The sequence below is a fragment of the Cupriavidus sp. DB3 genome (assembly GCF_020418465.1).
Lineage (GTDB): Bacteria > Pseudomonadota > Gammaproteobacteria > Burkholderiales > Burkholderiaceae > Cupriavidus > Cupriavidus cauae.
The window spans coordinates 961,514-985,119 of record NZ_JAIZPL010000001.1 but is presented as its reverse complement, the minus strand read 5'-3'; the positions used below and the strand labels follow the sequence as shown (position 1 = coordinate 985,119).

The window sequence follows — 23,606 nt, the reverse complement described above, 5'->3', positions numbered from 1 at the left end:
CGCTGACAGCAGGCAAGTGTTAGATCCGGAGAAGCGAATGAGTGCAACGGCGATGGGCGACCGGCGCGCGGCCGCGGGCACGATCGGTCCGATCCACCGGGCGGACGATGTCCGTGCGGCATGGCTGGCGCCCGCCATGGGCGCCGGCAATACCCGCGGCGCCGTGCTGGAACTGACCGTGCTGATGACCGCGGCGATGGCGCTGTGCTATGCGGCGATGCCCGGCAATCCCTTGCTGCTCGACCTGGGCTTTCCCTGGGCCTGGCTGTTGCCGCTGGTACTGGCGCTGCGCTACGGCACGCTGGCCGGCATCGGCGCGGCGCTGATGCTGCTCGGCGGCTGGTTCCTGTTCCACCGGATCGGCGCCCAGCCCGGGGCGTTTCCGCGACCGTTCTTCATCGGCGGCACGCTGCTGGTCCTGTTGGCCGGACAGTTCGGCGACGTTTGCGCCAGCCGGCTGGCGCGCCAGCGTTTGATCCACCGCTATCTCGACGAACGCCTGGCGGCGCTGACCAGGCAACACTATCTGCTGCGCATCTCGCATGCTCGGCTCGAAAGCGATCTGCTGGCCCGGCCCACCACGCTGCGCGATACGCTGGCCCGGCTGCGCGCGGCGACCGCCGAGCAGGCCGGGGTCGAGCCGCAATTGGCGGCGGTACGCGGCGAGCGCGTGCCGCCCCGGCCCCTGGCCGCGGCGGCACCGATGATGCAACTGGCCGCGCAGGCCTGTCAGCTCGAGGCCGCGGCGCTGTATCCCTGCGACGGCGAGCGGGTGTTGCCGAAAGCCGCGGCGACGGTCGGACCGGGCTGCAGGCTCGATGCCGGCGATCCGCTGCTGCGGCGCTGTCTGCAGACCCGTCAGCTGGCGCATCGCCGCGCTGATGGCGACGATGGCGTGCACAGCCGCTACCTCGCCGTGGCACCGGTACTGGCCGGTCCCGATCGCCTGCTCGGCGTGCTGGTCATCGAGCGCATGCCGTTCCTCGCGCTGCATCACGACAACCTCGAACTGCTGCTGGTGCTGCTTGGCTATTACGCCGACGGCGTCGAGCATGCCGAGGCGGCGCGCGCGGTCGAGCGCGTGCTGCCCGACTGCCCGCACGAGTTCGCGCTGGACTATGCGCGGCTGGCGCGACTGCGGCGCGAGGCAGGCATCGCCAGCACCGTCGTGGCGCTGGCCTTCGGCGCCGACGAGCACAGCGCCGACTGGTTCGAACAAGCCGTGCGCAGCCGCCGCGCGCTCGATCTGGGGTGGGCCTGCGAGGGCGGCCCGCAACGCGTGCTGACGACGCTGATGCCGCTGGCCGATGGCGAGGGCGCGTCCGGCTATCTGCTGCGGATCGAACGGATGCTGCAGGCGCAGTTCGGCATCGATTTCGAACGGGGACGGATCGGCATCCATACTCTGCCGGTGCCCGCCGATGGCGATCCCGAACCGCTGCGCCGCCTGCTGCAGCGCTGCCAGGGCGGCGCCGCGCGGGGGCTGTCCGGGAGCGACGATGCTTGAGGCCCTGCTTGCCGTCGCCGGCGGCGCGGTGCAACTGGCCGCGCTGGCGGTGCTGCCGCACGGCAACGGCGCGACCGAGGCAACCGGCGCGCTGCTGGCGTATCTGGGCATGCAGGCGCTGGCGGCCGCGTTGCTGGCGATGCCGCTGCAGCGCCTGCTGTCCCGGCACGTTCGCATGCCGTCCCGCGTGGCCTCCCGCGTGGCCTCGCGCACGACATCGGCGTATCTGTTCGTCGCCGGCGCGCTGGTTCCGCTGGGCGGCCTGCTGGTCGTGCTGCCCGGCATGGCGCTGGCCAGGCTCGGGCATCGTACGCCGGCCATCGGCGGCATGGCTTCCGTGGCGCTGCCCGAGTTCGCGGGCGCAATGGGGGCCTGCGTTCCTGATCGGCCGGAGAATCGGCCGGCGAATCGGCCGGCGAATCGGCCGGACGCCGGCGACGATCGCGATCGCGCAGCACCGGTCCGCTGCTGCGCGCGCTGCTCGAGGACAGCGTCGAGGACGTCAGGCTGCTGGCTTACGGCATGCTCAACGCCGCCGAGCAGCGGCTGACGCGGCAGATCCTCCAGGCGCAGGACTGCCTGCACGCCCTGGCGGACGGCGATCCGGCCGGCCGGGCCGCGGCGCACGAACGTCTGGCGCAGCTGCACTGGGAGCTGGTCTACCAGAACCTCGCGCAGGGCGACGTGCGCGGCCACACGCTGGAGCAGGCGGACCGCCACGCCGAGGCCGCGCTGCAGGCACTGTCGGAGGCGCCGGGCGCGACGACGCTGTACGTGCGCGCCGCCGACGGTTCCGGCGTGGCGAGCCCGGCGGCCGGCCTGTGGCAGCTGCGCGGACGGCTGGCGCTGGCCCGCCGCGACCCCGCCGCCGCGCGCGCCGCGCTGCAGCGTGCCATCGCGCTCGGCTTTCCGCGCGAGCGCGCCTGGCCGCTGCTGGCCGAGGCGGCCTATCTGGAGGGCGATTTCGCGGCGGCCAGGGCCGCGATGCAGGGCCTGCGCCAGGCCGCGTCGCTGCCGGCGCTGCCGCAGCTTCAGCCCGTGCTGCGCTACTGGACATCATGAGCATGACCGTGCCGAACACGCCAAACGCGCCGAACACGCCAAACGCGCCCTTCGCAGCAGCCCCCGCGCCAACTGCTTACGCCGCCTCGCCGGACGCGAGGCGCGCGGGGCGCGGGGGCGTTACGGGGGGCGCGCGGGCCGCGCAGGTCGATATTGCGCTGCTGCTTGAAGGCAGCCATCCCTTCGCGAGGGCAGGCGCGCCGGGATGGGCCGAGCGGATGATCCGGGCCTTCCCGCAGACCACCTTCGCGGTCGTCGTGATCGGCGACCGGCGCGAGGCCTGCGGCGAGATGGCGGTCGCGCTGCCGGACAATGTCCTGCATCTGGAGACGCATTGCCTGCATGACGACGAACCGGCCGCCACGGTGCCGCGACAGCGGGCGGATGCACAGGCCTTCGCCGATGGGGCGCGCCTGCACGATCTGCTGCGCCAGCGCGGCAAGGGTATTAACGGCGTCGGCGGCAGCCACGGCGCCGGCGGCGTCAACAACCCGAACGGCGGACACGTGCAGGCAAGCGCCGCGATGCGCGAGCTGATCAACGCGCTGATGGACGCGCAGGGCGAGGAGGGCGAGGAGGGAAAGGAGGGCCGGCTGTCGGAACACGCCTTCCTGCACAGCCGGCCCGCCTGGGACATGATCGTCGAGCAGTACCGCCGCCATTGCACCGACACCTCGTTCTCCGACTACTTCTGGAGCGTACGCACGATGCACCGGCCGCTGTGGCGGCTGGCGCGGATCGCGGCGACGCTGATGCCGGCGCGCGTCTACCACGCGGCATCGACCGGCTATGCCGGCTTGCTCGGGGCGATGCTGCGCTACCGGCATGATCGCCCGTTGCTGGTGTCGCAGCACGCGATCCCTGCGCGCGAGCACGGCATCGATTGGTTCCAGTCGCGCTGGCAGCGCGACAACCCCTATCGCGACCCGCAGCATCGCCGCGGCGGCAACGCCGTCGAGCACGATGTCCCGGAAACGGACTATTGCCGCGAGCTGTGGCTGCGCTTCTTCGAATCGCTGGGGCGCGTCTGCTACGAGGCGGCGGACGAGATCGTCGCGCTCTATGAAGGCAACCGCCGCGGGCAGGTGAGGGACGGCGCGCCGGCCAGCCGCACGCGCACCATCCCGAACGGCATCGATCTGCCCGCGCTGGCGCCGCTGCGCGCGCAGCGGCCGGAGCGCGTGCCGCAGGTACTGTGCCTGGCGGGCCGGGTGGTGCCGCGCAAGGACGTCAAGACCTTCATCCGCGCGATGCTGACCGTGGTCAGGCAGTGTCCCGATGCGCAGGGGTGGATTGCCGGGGCCGAGGACGAGGATACGGAATACGCGCGCGAATGCCGCGGTCTGGTGCAAGGCCTGGGACTGGCCGGCAACGTGCGCTTCCTCGGCCCGCGGCGCCTCGACGAGCTGCTGCCGCAGGTCGGCGTGCTGGTACTGAGCTCGATCAGCGAGGCGCTGCCGCCGGCGGTGCTGCAGGCGTTCGCCGCCGGCGTGCCGTGCGTGGCCACCGATGTCGGCGCCTGCCGCGAGCTGATCGAGGGCGTCGGCGACGAAGACATGGCACTGGGCGCGGCGGGCGCGGTGGTGCGCATTGCCGATCCCGGCGCATTGGCACGCGAGGCGGTCGCGCTGCTCGGCGATGACGAGCGGTGGCGTGCCGCACAGCGCGCGGCGATCGTGCGCGCCGAGCGCTATTACACCCAGCATGCGATGGTGGCCAGCTACCGGCAGCTGTACCAGCATCTCGCAGCGAAACCGCACGCCGACGCGGGCGGACGTGCCGGCGTGGGCCGGCCGGCGTTGTCCCCGGCGACCATGTCGAATCCGGCCGGCGAACGGCTGCCGGCCGGCCGTTGCCCCTTCGCGGGAGCGCCATGATGGTGGACCTGACTTTCTTCCTGCGCGGCTTGCGGGACCGCAATCGCGTTGGCGGCACGCTGCAGGCCTACGGCTTCGCCAGCGTGCTCGCTTGCGGTGCCTGGGTGCTGGCGATCGCGGGCGTTCTGCTGATCGGCGTGCTCCGGCTGCCGACGGGATTGCCGGGCGCGCAAGCCGTGCAGTTCCAGGTATCGGCGATCCATCTGATCGCGGTCAGCCTGATGCTGACCGGACCGCTGCAGCTTCATCTGGTCCGCTACGCCGCGGGCCGTCTCGCGGAAGGTCGCGCAGAGGCGGTGCTGCCGGGCGTGCATGCGGTGGGGCTGGTGGTCACCGTGCTGGCCGGCCTGCTTGGCCTGGCGTGCGCGCTGTGGGCGTTCCCGCAGCAATCGGCGTGGTATCGCGCGCTGATGCTGGCGGGCTTCGTGCTGATGTGCCATGTCTGGATCGCGGTGACCTTTCTGTCCGGCATGAAGCAGTACCGCGCGATCGCCTGCGCCTTCGTGGCCGGCTATGCGGTGGCGGCGCTTGCCGCGCTGGCGCTGCGCGGCTTCGGCCTGGAGGGGCTGCTGGGCGCCTTCGTGATCGGCGAGCTGGTGTTGCTCGCCGGCACGGCGATACCGATCCATCGCGGCTATCTCTACCATCGCCATCACCGCAGCGACCGCAGCGACCGCAGCGACCGCAACCCATGCCTGCTGTCGTTCGAGCTGTTTGCCCGGCGCCATCTCCATCCGAGCCTGATGGCGATCGGCCTGCTGTACCCGCTGGGCCTCTGGGCCGACAAGCTGCAGTTCTGGTACCACGCGGGCACGGGGCAGCGCGTCATCGGGCCGCTGCATGCCTCCGCGATCTACGACGTCCCGGTGTTTCTGGCCTGGCTGGCCGTTGTGCCGGCGATGGCGGCGTTCGCGCTGCGCATCGAACGGGAGTTCGTCGCCCATTACGATGCCTTCGCCGACGCGGTGCGCGGCGGCGGCTCGCTGCAGCGGATCGAGGCGGCGCGCGACGCCATGGTGCGGGCCGTCCGGCTGGGCCTGTACGAAGTCGTCAAGCTGCTGGCGATCGCCGCGCTGCTGCTGTTCGCGCTGGGCCGGCCGCTGCTGGCGCTGTTCGGCATGGCCGACCTGTACCTGCCGCTGCTGCACGTCGACGTGGTCGGCGCGGGCCTTTACGTGGTGCTGCTCGCCACGCTCAGCGTCTATTTCCATCTGGACCGGCGCCGCGAAATCCTGCTGCTCGGGGCCGCCTTCGTGGCGCTGAACGTCGGGCTGACGCAGATGACGCTGGCGCTGGGTCCGGCGTGGTACGGCTATGGCTTTGCGTTCGCCGCGCTGATCGTGGTGGCGATCGCGCTGGTGCTGCTGGACCGCCGGCTCGAGCGCCTGGAATATGAAACTTATATGTTGCAGTAATGCGAATCGGGCGGCGAAGATAAGGCGGTGGAGCGCGGTATGGTGACCGACGCAGTTACAATTCGACACATCATTGCATTGACCGAACTCATCCCATCACGCCTGCCCGCGTCGCCGTGCCGGGCAAGCGGCGAACCGACCAGTCACTGAGAAGAACATGAATATCGCATCGGTCGAAGACGATCCCAGCCAGGCCGAGCTGATCCAGCAGATCCTGATCAGCGCCGGACATGCCTGCGACAGCTATTCGGGCGGCAAGGCCTTTCTGCGCGCGATGCGCGAGCGCTCCTACGATCTGCTGGTGATGGACTGGCAATTGCCCGACATCAGCGGCTATGACGTGGTGACCCACGTCCGCCTGCATTCGGGGCAGTACCCGCCGATCCTGTTCCTGACGAGCCGATCGCTGGAAGAGGACATCGTGATGGGCCTGGCCGGCGGCGCCGACGACTACATGATCAAGCCGGTGCGGCGCGGCGAGCTGCTGGCCCGCGTCGGCGCACTGCTGCGCCGGACCTATCCGTCCACCCCGGCCAACGAGGCCATCGTGGTGGGCGCCTATCGGCTCGATCCGGTGGCGCGCACCGCCAGCCTGAACGGCGTCGAGGTCGATATCGCGCCGCGCGAGTTCGATCTCGCGCTCTACCTGTTCCGCAACATGGACCGGCTGCTGCCGCGCGACGTCGTCGAGCAGGCGGTATGGGGCCGCTCGCTCGGCGCCAGCTCGCGCACGCTGGATACCCATCTGTCGCGGCTGCGCATCAAGCTCGGCCTGCGGCCGGAGAACGGCGTGCGGCTCGCCTCGGTGTATTCCTACGGCTATCGTTTCGAGCGCTGCGCGGAGCCCACCGATGGTGCGTGAGGGTGGGGTGGTGACGGCCACCGCGGCCAGTGCGGCTACAGGGGCCAGGGCGACCACCACGGCCACCGCGGCTGCCACGGCTGTCACGGTGGCCAGGGCCGCGGTTGCCGCATGGGCGCTGCTGGCGTTCGCGCCGGCACAGGCAGGCCCGGCCGGTGCCGATGGCGAGTATTTCCTGCATCAGGTCGAGCCGGGCGACACGCTGTTCTGGGTCGCCCAGCGCTATACCGGCCGCGCCGACGTCTGGCGCGAGCTGAAGGCGCTGAACCGCGTCGCCGATCCGTACCGGCTGCCGATCGGCACCCAGGTCCGCATTCCGCTCGCGCGCATTCCGGTGACGGTGGCGAGCGCGCGCGTGGTGTCGGTGGTCGGCCAGGCCGACGCCAACGGCGCCGCGCTGCGGCCCGGCATGCGCGTCGACGAGGCGGCCTGGCTGCAAACCGGTACCGATGGCCTGGTCACCTTCGAGCTGCCCGACGGCACCCGCGTCGCGATACCGGCGAACACGCGGCTGCAGGTCAAGCGTCTGCGGGTGTTTGCCGGCACGGGTCTGGGCGATACCGTGATGCAGGTCGATCGTGGCGGCATCGAGTCGCGCGTCGCGCCGGGCGGGACCGGCGTCGGCCGCTTCGAGATCCGCACGCCGATGATGGTTACCGGGGTGCGCGGCACCCGCTACGCGGTCGATGCGGGCCAGCCGGACGACGCGGGCCGGCGCGCCAGCCGCAGCGCCGTGCTGGAGGGAACCGTGGCGGTGCGCGCGCGGCGCGCCAAGCGCATGGTCACCGCGGGCCACGGCGTGGCCGTCGGCAGCGCGGGGGACGCCGCGGTGTACACGCTGCTGGCGGCGCCGACGCTGAGCGCGGTGCCGGCGGAGCCGATCTACGCCAGCCAGGCCGAAGTGGGCTGGCAACCGGTCAAGGGGGCAATCGGCTACCTGGTTCGCGTGACGCGCGACCCCGAGCGTACCGAAGCCGTCTTCGCCGCCACGGTCACGCCGGCGGCCGCTGCGCTGACCGGATTGCCCGATGGCCCGGCCTATCTCGAGGTGCGCGCCATCGACGGGAACCGCATTCCGGGCAACGCAGCGATCGCGCCGCTGACGGTTCGGCTCAATCCGCCGGCGCCCTATACGGTCGAGCCGGCGCCGCGCAGCACGGTGCACGGCACCGTGGCCGAGCTGCAATGGGCGGCGGTCGACGGCGCCGCCGAATACCACTTCGAGATCGCCTCCGACGCCGATTTCGGCACGCTGGCCGCGCACGGCAACACCCGCGAGGCAGGCACGCAGCAGACGCTGGCGCCAGGCAACTGGTGGTGGCGTGTGCGCTCGATCGATGCCAAGGGGCAGGCGGGCCCGTGGAGCGCCCCGGTGGCGTTCCGCCTGCTGCCGCCGGCGCCGGGCGTCAGCGTCGTCGAGGACAACGGCGGCGCGCTGCGCGTGCGCTGGGGCGCCGCGCAGCAGCCCGAGGCCTTCGCGCCGCTGGCCTACCGCGTGCAGCTGGCCGACGAGCCGGGTTTTGCCCGGCCCCTGCAGGATCAGCGCATCGAGTCGGACACCGCGGCGCTGCCGCGTCCGCCGGCCGGCGTCTACTACGTGCGGGTCGCCCGCATCGAGCGCGATGGCAGCGAGTCGCCGTTCTCGGCGCCGCAACGCATCGAAGTCCACGAGCATCTGCGCGACGGCACGGGGGCTCCGATCGGTACTGCCAGCGGCAGTGTGCGCCGTGGCGGGTAGCCGCATTCGCCTGCCCCAATTGCGCACCCAGCTGCGCACGGCCGCGGGCAGCGGCCTGATTGCCGGCTTTCATCGGCGCACGCTGATCGAATGGCTGGTACTGACGATGCTGGTGATGGTGCTGGCCGCGGTGCGCGCGGATTTCGGCGCGAGCCAGCGGCTGGACCTGGCCGTCTACGACATCGGCATCGCCGCGCAGCAGCACGCGCCGCGCGACGACATCCTGATCGTCTCGATCGACGATGAGTCGCTGTCCGCGGTCGGGCGCTGGCCGTGGCGGCGTTCGCTGCTGGCGGGGCTGGTCGATCGGCTGGCCGACGGCGGCGCGCGCGTGATCGGGCTCGATGTGCTGCTGGTCGAGCCGGACTGGCGCCATCCCGAGGACGACGAGGCGCTGGCGGTCAGCATGGCGCGCGCCGGCAACGTGGTCATTCCCGCGCTGGCCGAGCCGGTGCGCGACGGCTATCGCCTCAGCTATCCGCTGCCCGCGCTGGGCGCCGATGTCGGCCACATCAATATCGCCACCGACGTCGACGGGCTCGCCCGCCATCTCTATCTGCAGGAGGGCCTGCCGGGCCAGATGCTCGACCATTTCGTCGTGCGCCTGGTGCAGTTCGGCCAGCCGCAGCGGCCGCTGGACAGCTACCGGCAGGTGCCGGTCGACGAGACGCTCGCCGGCGAATGGCATCGCCGCCATCGCCTGGGCATTCCGTTCGCCGGACCGATCGGCACCTTCCGCACGGTGTCGGCAATCGACGTGCTCAGCGGCGCCATTCCACCCGAGCTGTTCCGCGACAAGCTGGTGCTGGTCGGCGCCGGCGCGACGGGTCTTGGCGACATGTTCTCCGCGCCGCTGTCGAAGAACGGCGCCGGCATCAGCGGCGTCGAGCTGCTGGCCAACGCCGCGCAGGCGCTGCTCGACGACAACGGCATCGTGCCGTTGCCGCGCGCCTGGTACTGGCCGCTGACGCTGCTGCCGGTGCTGCTCGCGTGCCTGGCGGCGCTGCTGATGTCCCCGCGCGACGCCCTGCTGGTCAGCGCCGCGGTGATCGTCGGGCTGTTCGGCGCCAGCGTGGCGCTGATGCATTTCGAGCGGCTGTGGTTCTCGCCGGTGCCGGCAATCCTGGCCTGCCTGGTGTTCTATCCGCTGTGGAGCTGGCGCCGGCAGGAATCGGCGCTGACCTTCCTGTCGGCCGAGGTCGCGCGGCTCGAACGCGAGCCGGCGCTGCCGGGCGGCAAGAGCGCGCCGCCGCTGGCCGGCGGTACGCTGGACACGCGCATGAGCGCGCTGTACCGGATGATCACGCGGCAGCGCGACCTGCGCCGCCTGCTGTCCGACAGGCTGGAGAACCTGCCGGATGCCACCGTGATTTGCGACGCCGACGGCAGCATCCTGCTGGCCAACGCCGGCGCGGTGGCGCTGTCGCCGCGGCTGCTGTCCGCGCTCAACGCCGAGGGCGGGGCGCGGCCCCTGCTCGATACGCTGATCGCCGACATCTTCGCGCCGCCGCAGGGCGGACTCGACTACTGGGATCGGCTCCGGCGCGCCGCCGACCACGGCGCGGCGCCGACGCGCGGCGAGCGCGCCGGGGTCGAGCTGCAGACCCACGACCAGCGCGCGATGCTGCTGCGCGGCGCACCGTTGCGCGGCAACGCGGGCGAGGTCGCCGGCTTCAGCATCAGCTTCATCGACATCACGCAGGTGCGGCTCGCCGAGCGCCAGCGCGAGGAAACGCTGCGCTTCATCTCGCACGACATGCGCTCGCCGCAGGCGTCGATCCTCGCGCTGGTCGAGCTGCAGGCCGACCCCGCGCGCGCGCTCGAACCGCCGGTGCTGCTCGAACGGATCCGCCACCACGCCGGCCGCACGCTGGCGCTGGCCGACGACTTCATCCAGCTCGCGCGCGCCGAATCGCAGCATCTTCGCTTTGCCGAGGTCGACCTGACCACGGTGCTGATGGACGCCGCCGATTCGCTGTGGGCGCTGGCGCAGGCGCGCCGCGTGACCGTCGCGGTGCAGACCGGCAACGAGGAGATGATGCTGTACGGCGAAGCGGCGCTGCTGATGCGCGCCGTCTCCAACCTGATCGACAACGCGGTCAAGTACAGCCCGCCGGGCGGCACCGTCACCGTGCGCGCCGGCCGCGTGCGGCACGACGACGGCAGCGATGGCGGTCTGATGGTGTCGGTCTCCGACCAGGGGCCCGGCATCGCGCCCGAGGAGCAGGCCCGCCTGTTCCAGCCGTTCAGCCGGCTGCAGGAGGAGGGCCGTCCGGTGCGCGAAGGTAGCGGTCTGGGGCTGCTGTTCGTCAAGACGGTGATCGAGCGGCACGGCGGCCATGTCGGCGTCGACAGCGCGCCGGGCCGCGGCACGACCTTTACGATCGCGCTGCCGGGCTGAGTGAAAGTTCTTCCCCCACATGTAAGAATCGCGCCGCCCGGTGCCACCGAAGGGAGACTTCGCGACGCACGACCGCTTGCCATCCCCGTGGAACAGCGCTTGCATTCCCGCCCCATGCGGCGCGACTGGCGTGCCGCTCTTCCCTGGGGAGCCCGCGATGAAAGCCCTTTGCTGGCACGGCAAGCACGATATCCGCTACGACACCGTTCCCGATCCCGTGATCGAGCACCCGCGCGACGCCATCATCCGCGTCAGCAGCTGCGCGATCTGCGGCTCGGACCTGCACCTGTATGACGGCTTCGTGCCCGGCATGGAGCACGGCGACATCATGGGCCACGAGTTCATGGGCGAGGTGGTCGAGGTCGGCGCGGAAAACCGCCGGCTGCGCGTCGGCGACCGCGTGGTGGTGCCGTTCACCATCATCTGCGGCGAATGCGATCAATGCCGGCGCGGCAATTTCTCGGTGTGCGAGCGCACCAATCGCAACAAGGACGCGGCCGACAAGATGTTCGGCCATACCACCGCCGGGCTGTTCGGCTACACCCATCTGACCGGCGGCTATGCGGGCGGGCAGGCCGAATACGTGCGCGTGCCCTATGCCGACGTGGCGCCGGTCAAGGTGCCGGCCGAGCTCAGCGACGAACAGGTGCTGTTTCTCGGCGACATCCTGCCGACCGGCTGGCAGGCCGCGGCGCAATGCGACATCCAGCCCGACGACATTGTCGCGATCTGGGGCGCGGGACCGGTCGGCCAGTTCTGCATCCTGTCGGCGCTGCTGATGGAGGCGAAGCAGGTGGTGGTGATCGACCGCGTGCCCGAGCGCCTGCGCATGGCGCAGCAGCTCGGCCCCGACCGCGTGACGCTGGTCGACTTCGAGAACCAGAGCGTGCTGGAAGCGCTCAACGAGATCACGCAGGGCAAGGGGCCGGACAAGTGCATCGACGCGGTCGGGCTCGAGGCGCATGCGACGCGCTCGCTCGATTCGATCTACGACCGCGTCAAGCAGGCCGTGATGCTGGAGACCGACCGGCCGCACGTGCTGCGCGAGATGATCTATGTCTGCCGGCCGGGCGGCATCGTATCGATTCCGGGCGTCTACGGCGGACTGGTCGACAAAATCCCGATGGGCGCGCTGATGAACAAGGGCCTGACGATCCGTACCGGCCAGACCCACGTCAACCGCTGGACCGACGATCTGCTCCAGCGCATCATCGACCGGCAGATCGACCCGACCTTCGTGATTTCGCATCGCGTCACGCTGGCGGAAGGGCCGTCGATGTACGAGACCTTCCGCGACAAGCACGACGGCTGCATCAAGGTGGTGATGACGCCGGCTTGAGCTTGCGTTTGACGTTGGGTCCGACGTTGCTGGCGTCGCGCTGGACGTCACGCTTGTTGTCGGGCTTGCTATCGCGCTTGATACTGCGCTTGCTATCCCGCTTGCTATCGCGCTCGAAATCGAGCTTGCCGTCGCCCCTGGCGTCCCGCTTCCCCGCCGACGGCCAGCCTCCACCGCCCGGCGCCGCACCGTCGCCGAACACCTCGCGGTGCCAGGCCCGCGTGACGTCCTCCAGTAGCGCGAGAAACCGCTCCAGCGCCGGCAGCGCATGCTCGCGCCGCACGGTCGCATGCAGGTCGGCGTCGAGCCCGCGGGCGGCCAGCGGCACGTAGCTGACATCGTCGCGCCGCGTGGCCGACAGCGAGGCCGGCAGCACGCTGACGCCGACGCCGGCGCCCACCAGCCCCAGCACCGTCTCCGGGTCGATCGACTCGTGCATCACGCGCGGCTCGAAGCCCTCGCGCAGGCAGGCGGCCAGCACATTGCGGATCATCGGGCTTTGCATGTTCAGCAGCACGAAGGCGTCGCCGGACAGCTGCCGCAGCGAGACACGTGGCGCGCCGGCCAGCGGATGGTCGGCCGCCATTGCCACCATCAACGGCTGCGCATAGACCAGGATCGAGCGCAGGTCGCTGCGCGCCGCCGCGCTGCACGAAAACCCCACGTCGATGCGCCCGCGCGCCAGCGCCTCGTACTGCTGGTCCGGCAGCAGCTCGTGCAGCGTCCATTCGACGCCCGGATTGCGCAGCTGGAACTGGCGCAGCGTCAGCGGCAACGGGCCGTACATCACCGAGTTGATGATGCCGATGCGCAGATAGCCCTCCAGCCCTTCGGCGACGCGCCGCACCTGCCGTTCCACCGATTCGCAGTCGTCGACGATGCGGCGCGCCCGCGTCAGCAGCGCCTCGCCGGCCCGCGTCAGCCGCGCGCCATGCCGGCCGCGCTCGAACAGCGTGACCCGCAGCGCGCCCTCCAGCGACTTGATCTGCTGGCTCAGCGGCGGCTGCGAGATATGCAGCCGCTCGGCGGCGCGGCTGTAGTTGCCTTCCTCGGCGACCGCGATGAAATAGCGCAGCTGGCGGAGATCCATATGCGATCCGTATGGATTGGATTCCGAAATCATATTTCACATATGGTTGGGCGACACCTAGGCTTTCCCTGATCCGTCCACGCCAGAGGGGCGGCCGAGGAGACCACGATGACCACCAAGCTCGATGTCAATGGGGCCCGCCGTCGGGTGGACGCCCCCGCAGATACGCCGCTGCTGTGGGTGTTGCGCGACCAGCTGGACCTGACCGGCACCAAGTACGGCTGCGGCATGGGCCTGTGCGGCGCGTGCACGGTCCATGTCGACGGGCAGGCCGTCCGCGCCTGCCAGACCCCGTTGTCCAGCGTCGCCGGCAAGCGCGTGACGACCATCGAGGGGCTGGGCAAGCCCGATGCACTGCACGTGCTGCAGCGCGCGTGGCAGGCCGAGGACGTGCCGCAATGCGGCTACTGCCAGTCGGGGCAGCTGATGTCCGCCGCCGCGCTGCTGGCGCGGAAGCCGAAGCCCAGCGACAGCGATATCGATGCGGCGATGGCGGGCAATATCTGCCGCTGCGGCACCTATGACCGGATCCGGCGCGCGATCCATCGCGCCGCGGCCGAACTGCGCAGCGGGAGGCCGGCATGAAGCGGCGCGACTTCCTGAAGAGCGGGGCGGCGCTGGCCGGCGGCCTGATGCTGGAGCTGAGCGCCGGCGGCGTGCGCGCGGCAGGCGCCGCCGCCGGGGCATCGTCCTCGGGCGCCCCCGCCGATGGCGCCGCCTTCGCCCCCAACGCCTGGGTTCGCATCACGCCGCAGGGCGAGGTGCTGCTGGTCGTGCACAAGTTCGACAGCGGCACCGGCGTCAAGAACGCGCTCGGGCTGATGCTGGCCGAGGAGCTCGATGCCGACTGGTCGCGCGTGCGCGTGGTGCAGCCGGACGATCCGCTGGCGCAGGTCTACATCCATCCGCTGTGGGGCATGCACGCAACCGGCGGCAGCACCAGCGTGCCGCTCGAATGGACCACGCTGCGGCGCGCCGGTGCCACCGCGCGCGCGATGCTGGTCGCCGAGGCCGCGCAGCGCTGGCGGGTCGATCCGGCCAGTTGCCGCACGAGCAGCGGCATGGTGATCGATGCCGCCGGCTCGCGGCGGCTCGGCTACGGCGATCTCGCCGAAGGCGCGGCACGGCAGCCCGTGCCGAAGGAAGTCGCGCTCAAGCGCCCGGCCGATTTCGTGCTGATCGGCAAGGAACGCAGCAGCTATCGCGTCGCGGACAAGCTGACCGGCCGCGCGCAATACGCGGTCGATATCAAGCTGCCCGGCATGCTGACCGCGATCGTGGTCCATCCGCCGGTGATCAATGCAAGCGTGGTGTCGTTCAATGCGGCCGAGGTCAAGGCGATGCCCGGCGTGCGCGATGTGTTCGCGACCGAGATTCCCGCGGCGATCGCGCATTTCCGTCCCGGCATGGGCCCGGCGGTACCGGACAACGGCGCCTGCCAGCCCGGCGTGGCCATCGTCGCCGACCACTTCTGGGCCGCGCAGCGCGCGCGCCAGGCGTTGAAGGTCCAGTGGGGCGACAGCGACATGGCGGACTTCAGCGCCGAGGGTGCGCTGCGCGAGCTGGGCCGGCATGTCGACGATGCCGGCCTCAAGAGCAAGGTCAAGGGCGATGCCGCGGCGGCTTTCGAAAGAGCCGACAAGGTCGTCGAAGGCGTCTACACGATGCCCTACAAGGCCCACGCGCAGATGGAACCGCTGAGCGTGGTGGCGTGGGTGCACGACGGCATCGTCGAATACTGGGGCGGCATCCAGGTGCCGTCGCGCTGCGCGCAGGCGGCGCAGACCATCGCCGGCGTGCCGGCCGACAAGGTCAGGATCCATCTGACCGAGGCCGGCGGCAGCTTCGGCGCGCGCGAGGGCATGCACCAGATACTCGAGGCCACCTGTATCTCGCGGCGCGTCGGCAAGCCAGTCAAGCTGATCTACAGCCGCGAGGACGATATGCGCGGCCTGTTCTACCAGACCGCCAGCGTGCACAAGGCGCGCGCCGCGCTCGATCGCGACGGCGGCATCGCCGCCTTCAGCCTGCGCGCGGTGACGCCGTCGATCAAGGAACCCGACGACCCCGGCTTCCTTGCCAAGGTGCCGGTCGATCCGAGCTGCACCGAGGCGATGCGCGACGACTTCTACTACGACATCGGCACGCTCGACCTGGCGTGGGTGCGGGTCGAGCCGAAGCTGCCGATCTGGTGGTGGCGCGCGGTCAGCTACGTGCCCAACGTCTTCGCGATCGAGAGCCTGATCGACGAAGCCGCGCATGCGGCGGGGCAGGATCCGCTCGCCTATCGCCGCCGCCTGCTGCGCGAGCGGCCCGAGCATCTGGCGGTGCTCGACCGTGCCGCGGCGCTGGCGGGCTGGCCGCGGGCTTCGGCGCCCGGCCGCGGACTCGGCATCGCGACCTATCAGGGCTACAAGAGCTATATCGCGGTGGTCGCGGAGGTCGAGGTCAAGGAGCGCGCGATCACGGTGCACAGGCTCAGTTGCGTGGTCGACTGCGGGCTGGCGGTCGATCCAGCTCGGTGCGGCAGCAGCTGGCGGGCGGGCTGTACTGGGGCGTGTCGACGGCGATGATGAACGAGGTGCCGATCGACCACGGCACCGTGCGCATCAGCAACTACCACGACTATCCGGTGGTGCGCATCACCGATGCGCCGCGGCTGGACATCGAGCTGATGCCGCCGTCGGGCAGGGCGCCCAGCGGCGTCGGCGAACTGTCCAATCCGCCGGTGGCCCCGGCGATCGGCAACGCGATCTTCGCGGCGACCGGCAAGCGCCTGCGCGCGACGCCGTTCCGCTTCGCCTGAACCGCGAACGATGAGCACGGTGGCGGGCGTCGTTTCGACGGCCGTCGCTGCCGTGCGTCGGACCGGCGCGGCCCCCCATGCGGCATCCCACGCTATGCCGGCACCGGCGCCGCCGCGGCACGCCGGCACGACCACGACAACAAGCACAACAAGCACAACAAGCACAACAACCACAGCGAGAACTGGAAGGAGACGCCCCCATGAAAGCGCAACACAACGCGGTGCGTGACACCGTGCCGCCGGCGCGCGCGCCCGTCGATGCGGTACCCGCCACCGGGCCGCTGCTGATGCTGGGCTTCCAGCATGTGCTGGTGATGTATGTCGGCGCGATCGCGGTGCCGATGATCATCGCCACCGCGCTGAAGCTGCCGAAGGAAGCGGTGGCCGTGCTGATCAACGCCGACCTGTTCACCTGCGGCATCGCGACCATCCTGCAATCGGCTGGCTTCTGGCGCATCGGCGTGCGGATGCCGGTGATGCAGGGCGTGGCCTTCAGCGCGATCCCGCCGATCCTGGTGATCGCCACCAATCCCGGCCTCGGGCTGCCGGCGGTGATCGGCGCGGTGATGGCGGGCGGTCTGCTGACGATGCTGATTTCGCCGGTATTTGGCAGGCTGGTGCGCTTCTTCCCGCCGATCGTCGGCGGCTCCATCGTGATGGTGGTCGGGCTGTCGCTGTTCCCGGTCGGCGTCAACTGGATCGGCGGCGGCAAGGGCGCGCCGGACTTCGGCGCGCCGCACAACCTGGCGCTGGCCGGCTTCGTCTTTGCGCTGATCCTGGCGATCAACCGCTGGCTCAAGGGCTTCTGGACCAATGTCTCGGTGCTGCTGGCGCTGGCGGCCGGCATGCTGGTGGCGATCCCTTTCGGCATGGTCGACTTCGCCGGCGTCGCCGAGGCGCCGATGGTGGACGTGATCCGGCCGTTCTACTTCGGCTGGCCCGTGTTCGATCCGCTCGCGGTCGCCACCATCGTGGTGGTGATGGTGATCATCATGATCGAGTCGATGGGCCTGTTCCTGGCCACCGGCGACGTCGTCGGCAAGACCCTGACGCCGCGCGAGATGACCGACGGCCTGCGCGCCAACGGCCTGGCCAGCGTGATCGGCGGCGCGCTGAACGGCTTTCCGTACACGATCTACAGCCAGAACATCGGGCTGCTGGTGGTGACCGGCGTCAAGAGCCGCTGGGTGGTGGTGGCGGCCGGCGTGATCCTGTGCGTGCTGGGGCTGTTTCCCAAGATGGCGACCGTGGTGACCTCGGTGCCGCTGCCCGCGCTCGGCGGCGCGGCGCTGTTCATGTTCGGCGTGGTCACCGCCGCTGGGGTGCGCACGCTGGGGCGGGTCGATTTCGAATCGCAGCGGCACAACGTCTATATCGTCGCGGCGACGCTGGCGATCTCGCTGCTGCCGACCTTTGCGCCGACGCTGTTCCACCATCTGCCGAAGTGGCTGCAGCCGCTGATGCACAGCAGTATCCTGCTGGCCTGCGTGCTGTCGGTACTGCTGAACCTGCTGTTCAACGGCGTGCCGCGCAGCGATCCGCACGCGCTGCCGCAGGGCGACGCGCAGGGAAGCGATCAGGCCCTGCAGCCAGGCCGGTGATCCTGCAAAAAGGGACCCCCGTCGTCCCCGCGCACGGGGGACCCAGTGACTCTAGGCACGACATAGGCTCAAAGCCGCTGGGTCCCCGCTTTCGCGGGGACGACGGGGCCACGAGGAGGGCAGGTCAATCCCAGGCGGGCGCGATGCCTTCCGGATTGGCCAGCCGGTCGCCGCGATCGAGCGTGGCGATCTTGGCCATCTCGTCGTCGGTCAGGCGCAGCTGCTGCGCCCGCAGGTTGCTGGCGAGGTTCTCGCGCTTGGTCGACGACGGGATCACCGCAAAGCCCTGCTGCAGTGCCCAGGCCAGCGCGATCTGGGCCGGCGTGGCGCCGTGCGCCTGCGCGATGGCCTGGATGACCGGGTCCTGCAGCACCTTGCCGTAGGCCAGCGTCATGTACGAGGTCAGGTGGATGCCCTGGCCGCGAGCGTGTTCGACCAGCTTGCGGTTCTGCAGATAGGGATGGATCTCGACCTGGTTGGTCGCGATCTCGCGCGCGCCGACCGCGGCGATGGCCTGGTCGAGCAGCGACACCGTGAAGTTCGACACCCCGATCAGCCGCGTCAGGCCCTGCGCCTTGGCCTCGGCCAGCGCGGCCATGTATTCGGGCAGCGGTACCGCGCCGTTCGGCGACGGCCAGTGGATCAGCGTCAGGTCGACCTGCTCGGTGCGCAGCCTGGTCAGGCTGTCCTTCAGGCTCGGGATCAGCTTGTCGCCGGCCAGGTTGTCGGTCCAGATCTTGGTCGTGACGAACAGGTCCTTGCGGGCAACACCGCTCTGCGCGATGGCCTGGCCGACCTCGGCCTCGTTGCCGTAGATCTGCGCGGTATCGATCAGCCGATAGCCGAGCGACAAGGCGTTCTTGACCGAGTCGATCACGGTCTGGCCGGTCAGGCGGAAGGTGCCGAGGCCGAAGGCGGGAATGGTCTGCGTCATGGTGAGCTCCAGGAATTCGGGGTCAGGATTGCGGATTCCGGGCATTGTCGGGCGGAACGCGCGGAGGAAACAGCCCCGGACCGTCAAATGACTGTTGCCTGCCGATCAAGGGTGGCGGGCTTGATGTCAGGCCGCTGCGGTCCCTTGGAGCGGGACCGCTGCGCTGGCGAGGCGATTCCTCTCCCGCGTGCGGCGCTTGCGGGGGAGGGAAGGGCGGCACCGACGCTGCAGTGGTATGCCAGGACTGCGCAATCACACCCGCACGTCGTCATGGTCCGTCGACACCGCCAGCGCGCGCCATGCCGACAGTTCCGCTTCGACCTTGCGGTGCTTCTCCGCGATCCGTGCCACCGTGTCCGAGCCCAGCGGCAGCCGCACCGGCGGCGTCTCGCTGTCGGCCAGCGCCAGCAGCGCGGCGGCCAGCTTGACCGGATCGCCCGGCTGCTGGTGGTTGGCAGCGGCCATGTGGCCACGCATCGCGCCGACGGTGTCGGCGTAGGCGCCGATCTCCGAGCGCACGCGCACCAGCGAGCTGTCGTCGAGGAAGTCGGTGCGGAAGAAGCCCGGCTCGACCACGGTGGCGCGCACGCCCAGCGGCGCGAGTTCCGCGTCCAGCGCCTCGGTCAGGCCCTCCACCGCGAACTTGGTCGCGCCATAGACGCCCCAGCCGGGATAGGCCGCATAGCCGCCGATCGACGAGATATTGATCACGTGGCCACTGCGCTGGCGGCGCATCTGCGGCAGCACCGCGCGCGTCACGGCCAGCACGCCGAACACATTGGTGGCGAACTGCTGCTCGACTTCCTTTGCCGAGGCTCCTTCCACCGCGCCGAGCAGGCCGTAGCCGGCGTTGTTGACCAGCACGTCGATGCGGCCGAACCGTGCGACCGCGGCATCGGCGGCGGCGATGGCCTGCGCCTCGTTGGTGACGTCCAGCGCCACGCTCAGCAGGTTCGCGTCCTCGCCCAGCGCGGCAGCGATCGTTTCGGGGCGGCGCGCGGTGGCGACGACGCGGTCGCCGCGAGCCAGTGCGGCGCGCGTCAGCTCCAGGCCGAAGCCGCGAGACGCGCCGGTGATGAACCAGACCTTGCTGTCGTTGCTGGCGCGGGTGGTGATGGTGGCGGACATGATGATTCTCCTGTGAGGATGCTGCGTTGGGTGAGGTTCGAAATGGCCGTGGCCACGCAGTCCAATGTAGGTCCGCCGCTCTCTTGACACAATGCGATGTAATGGGGCTTCAATAGCAACCAATGGTTGTCTGTTTGATCGGTGCATTTCGATTGAGCAAAGCTCAACCGTATGGCAGACTCGCCGCCATGGACAAACTGCCCCCACTGAACGCGTTGCGCGCCTTCGAGGCCGCGGGCCGGCACCTGAGCATCACGGCGGCCGCGGAGGAGCTGCATGTGACGCCCGGCGCCGTCAGCCGCCAGATCCGCGGGCTGGAGGAGGGGCTTGGCGTGCAGCTGCTGCACCGCGGACATCGGCAGATTTCGCTGACCAGCGCCGGCGAGGACTACTACCGCGCGGTCACGCGGGCGATGGACGACTTGCGCGAGGCCACCACTCGTCTGAACAAGCGGGCGAAACGCAAGCAGCTGAAGGTGCGTGCCTATACCACCTTCGCGATGCGCTGGCTGATCCCGCGGTTGTCGAGCTTTCATGCGGCAAACCGCGGCATCGAGGTGTTGCTGACCGCGTCGCTCGATCCGGTCGACTTCCGCAAGGAGGACATCGACGGCGCGATCCGGCTCGGCGACGGCAAGTGGAGCGGGGCGAACGCCTACCGGCTGGTGTCGAACATCCTGGTGCCGGTCTGCAGTCCCGGGCTGCTCGCCGCCGGGCCGAAGGTCAGGAAGCCGGCCGACCTGCGGCACCACACCTTGCTGCATTCGATCGCGCGGCCCGACGACTGGGCGCACTGGCTGCGTTCGGTGCGCGCGGAACGGGACGTCGATGCGCGCGGCGGCATGACCTACCAGAGTTCGGCGATGGCCTACGCGGCCGCCATCGAAGGGCAGGGCTTTGCGATCGCGCAGCGCTTTCTGGTGGCGGCCGACCTGGAGGCCGGCCGGCTCGTCGCGCCATTCCGTCAGGCCGTCGACATGGGCGATTTCACCTACTACCTGCTGACGCCGGCCGACCGCAAGGAAAGCCCCAGCATGACGGTGTTCCGGCAGTGGCTGCTGGCGCAGTTCGCGGCGCAGCAGTAGGACGAGGCGATATCGCGAGGATTGTCGTGACTCACGCCGCCGTGGCGGCGGGCGCGGCAACGTCGGCGCAGTGGATCGCACCGCTCGCACGCAGCCTGGCGATGTCGTCGCCGCTGTAGCCGAGCTGGCCCAGCACCGCCTCGGTATGCTCGCCGCATGCGGGCGCCGGCCGGGCCGGACGTGCATTTTCTGGTGCGCTGTTGATCGGGAACCCCGGCATGCGGATGCCGCCCAGCGTGGGGTGGGGCACGGTCTGCAGCATCCCATTGGCCGCCAGCTGAGGGTGCGCCATCACGTCGTCGTAGGTCGCGACGGGCGCGCACAGGATGTCCGCCTGCTGCAGCAGCGCCAGCCAGGTGTCGGTCGGCCGCGTGCCGAACGCCCGGTTCAATGCATCGACCATCGCGGCGCGGTTCGCCACCCGCAGTGGCGAGGTGGCAAAGCGCGGATCGTCGGCCAGCGATTGCAGGCCGAGCACCTCGCACAGCCGGCGCCAGCGTTCGGGCATGTAGGCGGCGACCATGATCCAGCCGTCGGCGGTGCGAAACGCTTGGTTCGGCGCCGAATACGGTGCCGCGCTGCCGACGCGTTGGGGCGCCTGGCCGTCGGCGCAAAAGCTGGTCAGCGACGACTGTTGCAGCGCCAGCGCCGCGTTGAACAGGCTGACGTCGAGGTGGCCGCCCTGTCCGTCGCGGGACCGTTGGGCCAGTTTGGCCAGGATGCCCATGCAGGCGACGTAGCCGGTCATCACGTCGACGACCGGCGCCTGCACCTTGCACGGCTCGCCGTCGGGCGTGCCGATCAGGCTCATCAAGCCCGAATCGGCCTGCATGATGCCGTCGACCCCGGCCCGGTGCGCGTACGGTCCGTGCTGTCCATAGGCCGAGATCGAGCAATAGATCAGGCTCGGATGCGCCTCGGCCAATGCCGCGTATCCGAGTCCAAGCCGATCCATCACGCCGGGGCGCATGCTCTCCACCACGATGTCGGCGCCGGCGCTCAGCCTGCGCGCCACGGCGATGCCGTCCGGCGCCTTCAGGTCCAGCGCCACGCCCAGCTTGTTGCGGTTGAAGCCGTGAAACAGCGCGGCATCGTCGCCGATCCAGCCGGGACCGAGGCCGCGTCCCAGTTCGCCGCCCGGCGGTTCAACCTTGATGACACGCGCTCCCATGTCGGCCAGCAGCATGGTGCAGGTCGGCCCCGCGCCAATCTGCGTGAAGTCGATCACGGTCAGGCCGTGCAGTGCGTCGCGCAACATGTCAGTTCTCCAGACGGGGACGGGCGCGTTTGAACGTCCCCTGCGCGGTGGCGATCAGCACGCCGGCATCGGAAGTCAATTGCGCCGAGGCGAAGTACAGGCTGTTGCCGGCGCGGGTCACCGAGGCCATGGCGCGCAGCCGCCCCGCGCTGGCCTTGCTGAGGTAGCTGATCGACAGCATGGCGGTGGCGGCGTGCCCGAGCGCGCCGTCCGGTCCCACGGGCAGGCCGGCATAGCCACAGGCGGCGTCCAGCATCGTCGCGATGACGCCGCCCTGCACGCTGCCCTGGCGGTTCAGGTGGCGCGGCTCCAGATCGAGCTCGAATACGCAGTGGCCGTCGCCGACGCTGGCGAGCCGGATGCCGAGGTAGTCGAGCAGCGGATTGTCCGCCGGCGGCACCGTGGCGGCGAATGGGGTCATTGGGGCCGGCGGGGTGATGGCGCGGTCGTTCACAACCCCACCTTGATGCCGTTTTCCTGGATCAGCCGCTGCCAGCGCGCCATGTCCTTGCCGAGCTGCGCCTTCAGTTCCGCCGGCGAAGAGGCCTGCGGCTCGAAGCCCTGCCTTGCCATCTGCGCGGACACCTCCGGCGACTTCAGCGCGGCGAGCATCGCGGCATTGATCCTGTCGATCACCGGTCTGGGCGTCTTCGCCGGCGCCAGCAGGCTGTACCACAGCTCGGCGTCGTAGCCCTTGATGCCCGCCTCGGCGAAGGTCGGCAGGTCCGGCATCAATGGCGTGCGCCTGGTTCCCGCGATTCCCAGCGCGCGCAGCCGGCCGGCCCGCACGTACTCGATGGCCGAGGCGAAGGTCGCGAAGGACAGCTGCACCTGGCCGCCCATCAGGTCGGTGATCGAAGGGCCGGTGCCGCGATAGGGAACGTGCAGCAGTTCGGTCTTGTTCAGCTTCGCAAAGACCTCGCCGGCCAGGTGCTGCGGGGTACCGTTGCCCGGGCTGCTGTAGCTGAGCTTGCCCGGATTGGCGCGGCTGTACTCGATGAAATCCTGCAGCGTGCGGAACGGCTGCTGGTTGTTGGCGACCAGCATGATCGGCACCGAGGCGATCCGCCCCACCGGCTCGAAATCCGCTTCGATCCTGAACGGCACCTTGATGCCGAGAAACGGGTTCATCGTGACCTGGCTGGAGGCGATCACCAGCGTATAGCCGTCCGGAGCGGCGTGGGCGACGTAGTCGGCGCCCAGATTGCCGCCCGCGCCGGGCTTGTTCTCGATCACGATGGTCTGGCCCAGCGCCTGGCCCATCTTCGGTGCGATCAGGCGGGCCAGGATATCGTTGCCGCCGCCCGGCGCGAACGGGACCACCAGCGTGATGGGTTTCTGCGTGGGGAAGGGGGCCTGCGCCGCGGCGCCGAGCGCGGTGAGCGCCAGCATGCCGGCCAGCGCGGTGCGCGCGAGGCGCGCGATGGTGGTCTTCGTTGTCATGGTCGTCTCCTGTCGGTATGTTGATTTGTTGATCTATTGGTTTGTGGGTTATCGCATTGG

Annotated in this window: 20 protein-coding genes; 14 read left to right on the top strand and 6 right to left on the bottom strand. The window is 70.2% G+C overall.

Annotated elements, in window-relative coordinates:
* The first annotated feature begins 37 nt into the window (after positions 1–37).
* The 9 genes from K7G19_RS04270 (at position 38) to K7G19_RS04230 (ending at position 12,201) form a co-directional block, all read left to right on the top strand.
* Positions 38–1,507, top strand: coding sequence for a PelD GGDEF domain-containing protein (locus K7G19_RS04270; protein WP_226105972.1), 1,470 nt, complete (start codon positions 38–40; stop codon positions 1,505–1,507).
* A complete protein-coding gene (locus K7G19_RS04265) occupies positions 1,500–2,057 on the top strand; it encodes a hypothetical protein (RefSeq protein ID WP_226105971.1) in 558 nt (185 codons plus the stop codon). Before K7G19_RS04270 ends, K7G19_RS04265 begins: the two co-directional genes overlap by 8 nt.
* Positions 2,030–2,569 carry a hypothetical protein gene (locus K7G19_RS04260; protein ID WP_226105969.1) on the top strand — a complete coding sequence of 180 codons (540 nt, stop codon included), beginning with the start codon at positions 2,030–2,032 and terminating at the stop codon, positions 2,567–2,569. The genes K7G19_RS04265 and K7G19_RS04260 overlap by 28 nt, the downstream gene beginning before the upstream one ends.
* 2 nt (positions 2,570–2,571) lie before the next feature.
* Positions 2,572–4,446, top strand: coding sequence for a GT4 family glycosyltransferase PelF (gene pelF, locus K7G19_RS04255; RefSeq protein ID WP_226105967.1), 1,875 nt, complete (start codon positions 2,572–2,574; stop codon positions 4,444–4,446).
* The gene (gene pelG / locus K7G19_RS04250; RefSeq protein WP_226105966.1) at positions 4,446–5,861 is read left to right on the top strand and encodes an exopolysaccharide Pel transporter PelG; all 1,416 of its coding nucleotides are present in this window, start codon (positions 4,446–4,448) and stop codon (positions 5,859–5,861) included. The genes pelF and pelG overlap by 1 nt, the downstream gene beginning before the upstream one ends.
* 157 nt (positions 5,862–6,018) lie before the next feature.
* Entirely contained in the window at positions 6,019–6,723 is a 705-nt protein-coding gene (locus K7G19_RS04245) for a response regulator transcription factor (protein ID WP_149316132.1), read from the top strand.
* On the top strand, positions 6,713–8,461 hold the full coding sequence (locus K7G19_RS04240; protein ID WP_226105965.1) for a FecR domain-containing protein: 1,749 nt from the start codon (positions 6,713–6,715) through the stop codon (positions 8,459–8,461). Before K7G19_RS04245 ends, K7G19_RS04240 begins: the two co-directional genes overlap by 11 nt.
* Entirely contained in the window at positions 8,451–10,862 is a 2,412-nt protein-coding gene (locus tag K7G19_RS04235; RefSeq protein ID WP_226105964.1) for a CHASE2 domain-containing protein, read from the top strand. Before K7G19_RS04240 ends, K7G19_RS04235 begins: the two co-directional genes overlap by 11 nt.
* A gap of 157 nt (positions 10,863–11,019) precedes the next feature.
* Positions 11,020–12,201 (top strand): zinc-dependent alcohol dehydrogenase, encoded by a 1,182-nt coding sequence (locus tag K7G19_RS04230; RefSeq protein WP_226105963.1) that lies wholly within the window; start codon positions 11,020–11,022, stop codon positions 12,199–12,201.
* On the opposite strand, the gene K7G19_RS04225 is transcribed toward K7G19_RS04230, so the two are convergent.
* Entirely contained in the window at positions 12,176–13,291 is a 1,116-nt protein-coding gene (locus K7G19_RS04225) for a LysR substrate-binding domain-containing protein (protein ID WP_226105962.1), read from the bottom strand. The two genes, K7G19_RS04230 and K7G19_RS04225, sit on opposite strands and share 26 nt — an antisense overlap.
* A gap of 108 nt (positions 13,292–13,399) precedes the next feature.
* Between K7G19_RS04225 and K7G19_RS04220 the strand changes: the two genes are divergently transcribed.
* The 4 genes from K7G19_RS04220 to K7G19_RS04205 all read left to right on the top strand — a co-directional run bounded on the left by K7G19_RS04220 (position 13,400) and on the right by K7G19_RS04205 (position 17,698).
* On the top strand, positions 13,400–13,876 hold the full coding sequence (locus tag K7G19_RS04220) for a (2Fe-2S)-binding protein (RefSeq protein WP_149316128.1): 477 nt from the start codon (positions 13,400–13,402) through the stop codon (positions 13,874–13,876).
* Positions 13,873–15,864, top strand: coding sequence for a molybdopterin cofactor-binding domain-containing protein (locus tag K7G19_RS04215; protein ID WP_226105961.1), 1,992 nt, complete (start codon positions 13,873–13,875; stop codon positions 15,862–15,864). The genes K7G19_RS04220 and K7G19_RS04215 overlap by 4 nt, the downstream gene beginning before the upstream one ends.
* Positions 15,813–16,097 (top strand): hypothetical protein, encoded by a 285-nt coding sequence (locus K7G19_RS04210; protein WP_226105960.1) that lies wholly within the window; start codon positions 15,813–15,815, stop codon positions 16,095–16,097. The genes K7G19_RS04215 and K7G19_RS04210 overlap by 52 nt, the downstream gene beginning before the upstream one ends.
* A gap of 200 nt (positions 16,098–16,297) precedes the next feature.
* Positions 16,298–17,698, top strand: a complete 1,401-nt coding sequence (locus K7G19_RS04205; protein WP_226105958.1) for a nucleobase:cation symporter-2 family protein — start codon at positions 16,298–16,300, stop codon at positions 17,696–17,698.
* Positions 17,699–17,822: 124 nt separating this feature from the next.
* Here K7G19_RS04205 and dkgB read toward each other — a convergent pair whose 3' ends face one another.
* Together dkgB and K7G19_RS04195 are read right to left on the bottom strand one after the other, a co-directional pair.
* Complete coding sequence (dkgB, locus tag K7G19_RS04200; RefSeq protein WP_226105956.1) at positions 17,823–18,632, bottom strand: 2,5-didehydrogluconate reductase DkgB; 810 nt, start codon at positions 18,630–18,632, stop codon at positions 17,823–17,825.
* A gap of 252 nt (positions 18,633–18,884) precedes the next feature.
* The gene (locus tag K7G19_RS04195; RefSeq protein WP_226105954.1) at positions 18,885–19,760 is read right to left on the bottom strand and encodes an oxidoreductase; all 876 of its coding nucleotides are present in this window, start codon (positions 19,758–19,760) and stop codon (positions 18,885–18,887) included.
* A gap of 188 nt (positions 19,761–19,948) precedes the next feature.
* Between K7G19_RS04195 and gcvA the strand changes: the two genes are divergently transcribed.
* Entirely contained in the window at positions 19,949–20,845 is an 897-nt protein-coding gene (gene gcvA / locus K7G19_RS04190; protein WP_006578600.1) for a transcriptional regulator GcvA, read from the top strand.
* Between the two features lie 31 nt (positions 20,846–20,876).
* Here gcvA and K7G19_RS04185 read toward each other — a convergent pair whose 3' ends face one another.
* The 3 genes from K7G19_RS04185 to K7G19_RS04175 are packed head-to-tail and all read right to left on the bottom strand — an operon-like array spanning position 20,877 to position 23,546.
* Positions 20,877–22,103 (bottom strand): CaiB/BaiF CoA-transferase family protein, encoded by a 1,227-nt coding sequence (locus tag K7G19_RS04185; RefSeq protein WP_226105952.1) that lies wholly within the window; start codon positions 22,101–22,103, stop codon positions 20,877–20,879.
* A 1-nt stretch (position 22,104) separates the two neighbouring features.
* A complete protein-coding gene (locus tag K7G19_RS04180; RefSeq protein ID WP_023263634.1) occupies positions 22,105–22,524 on the bottom strand; it encodes a PaaI family thioesterase in 420 nt (139 codons plus the stop codon).
* Positions 22,525–22,553: 29 nt separating this feature from the next.
* A complete protein-coding gene (locus K7G19_RS04175; protein ID WP_226105950.1) occupies positions 22,554–23,546 on the bottom strand; it encodes a tripartite tricarboxylate transporter substrate binding protein in 993 nt (330 codons plus the stop codon).
* Positions 23,547–23,606: the final 60 nt, after the last annotated feature.

Coding starts and splice junctions, on each gene's coding strand:
- K7G19_RS04270 (WP_226105972.1), top strand. CDS start 38: ATGAGTGCAACGGCGATGGGCGACCGGCGCGCGGCCGCGGGCACGATC.
- K7G19_RS04265 (WP_226105971.1), top strand. CDS start 1,500: ATGCTTGAGGCCCTGCTTGCCGTCGCCGGCGGCGCGGTGCAACTGGCC.
- K7G19_RS04260 (WP_226105969.1), top strand. CDS start 2,030: ATGCTCAACGCCGCCGAGCAGCGGCTGACGCGGCAGATCCTCCAGGCG.
- pelF (WP_226105967.1), top strand. CDS start 2,572: ATGACCGTGCCGAACACGCCAAACGCGCCGAACACGCCAAACGCGCCC.
- pelG (WP_226105966.1), top strand. CDS start 4,446: ATGGTGGACCTGACTTTCTTCCTGCGCGGCTTGCGGGACCGCAATCGC.
- K7G19_RS04245 (WP_149316132.1), top strand. CDS start 6,019: ATGAATATCGCATCGGTCGAAGACGATCCCAGCCAGGCCGAGCTGATC.
- K7G19_RS04240 (WP_226105965.1), top strand. CDS start 6,713: ATGGTGCGTGAGGGTGGGGTGGTGACGGCCACCGCGGCCAGTGCGGCT.
- K7G19_RS04230 (WP_226105963.1), top strand. CDS start 11,020: ATGAAAGCCCTTTGCTGGCACGGCAAGCACGATATCCGCTACGACACC.
- K7G19_RS04225 (WP_226105962.1), bottom strand. CDS start 13,291: ATGGATCTCCGCCAGCTGCGCTATTTCATCGCGGTCGCCGAGGAAGGC.
- K7G19_RS04220 (WP_149316128.1), top strand. CDS start 13,400: ATGACCACCAAGCTCGATGTCAATGGGGCCCGCCGTCGGGTGGACGCC.
- K7G19_RS04215 (WP_226105961.1), top strand. CDS start 13,873: ATGAAGCGGCGCGACTTCCTGAAGAGCGGGGCGGCGCTGGCCGGCGGC.
- K7G19_RS04205 (WP_226105958.1), top strand. CDS start 16,298: ATGAAAGCGCAACACAACGCGGTGCGTGACACCGTGCCGCCGGCGCGC.
- dkgB (WP_226105956.1), bottom strand. CDS start 18,632: ATGACGCAGACCATTCCCGCCTTCGGCCTCGGCACCTTCCGCCTGACC.
- K7G19_RS04195 (WP_226105954.1), bottom strand. CDS start 19,760: ATGTCCGCCACCATCACCACCCGCGCCAGCAACGACAGCAAGGTCTGG.
- gcvA (WP_006578600.1), top strand. CDS start 19,949: ATGGACAAACTGCCCCCACTGAACGCGTTGCGCGCCTTCGAGGCCGCG.
- K7G19_RS04185 (WP_226105952.1), bottom strand. CDS start 22,103: ATGTTGCGCGACGCACTGCACGGCCTGACCGTGATCGACTTCACGCAG.
- K7G19_RS04180 (WP_023263634.1), bottom strand. CDS start 22,524: ATGACCCCATTCGCCGCCACGGTGCCGCCGGCGGACAATCCGCTGCTC.
- K7G19_RS04175 (WP_226105950.1), bottom strand. CDS start 23,546: ATGACAACGAAGACCACCATCGCGCGCCTCGCGCGCACCGCGCTGGCC.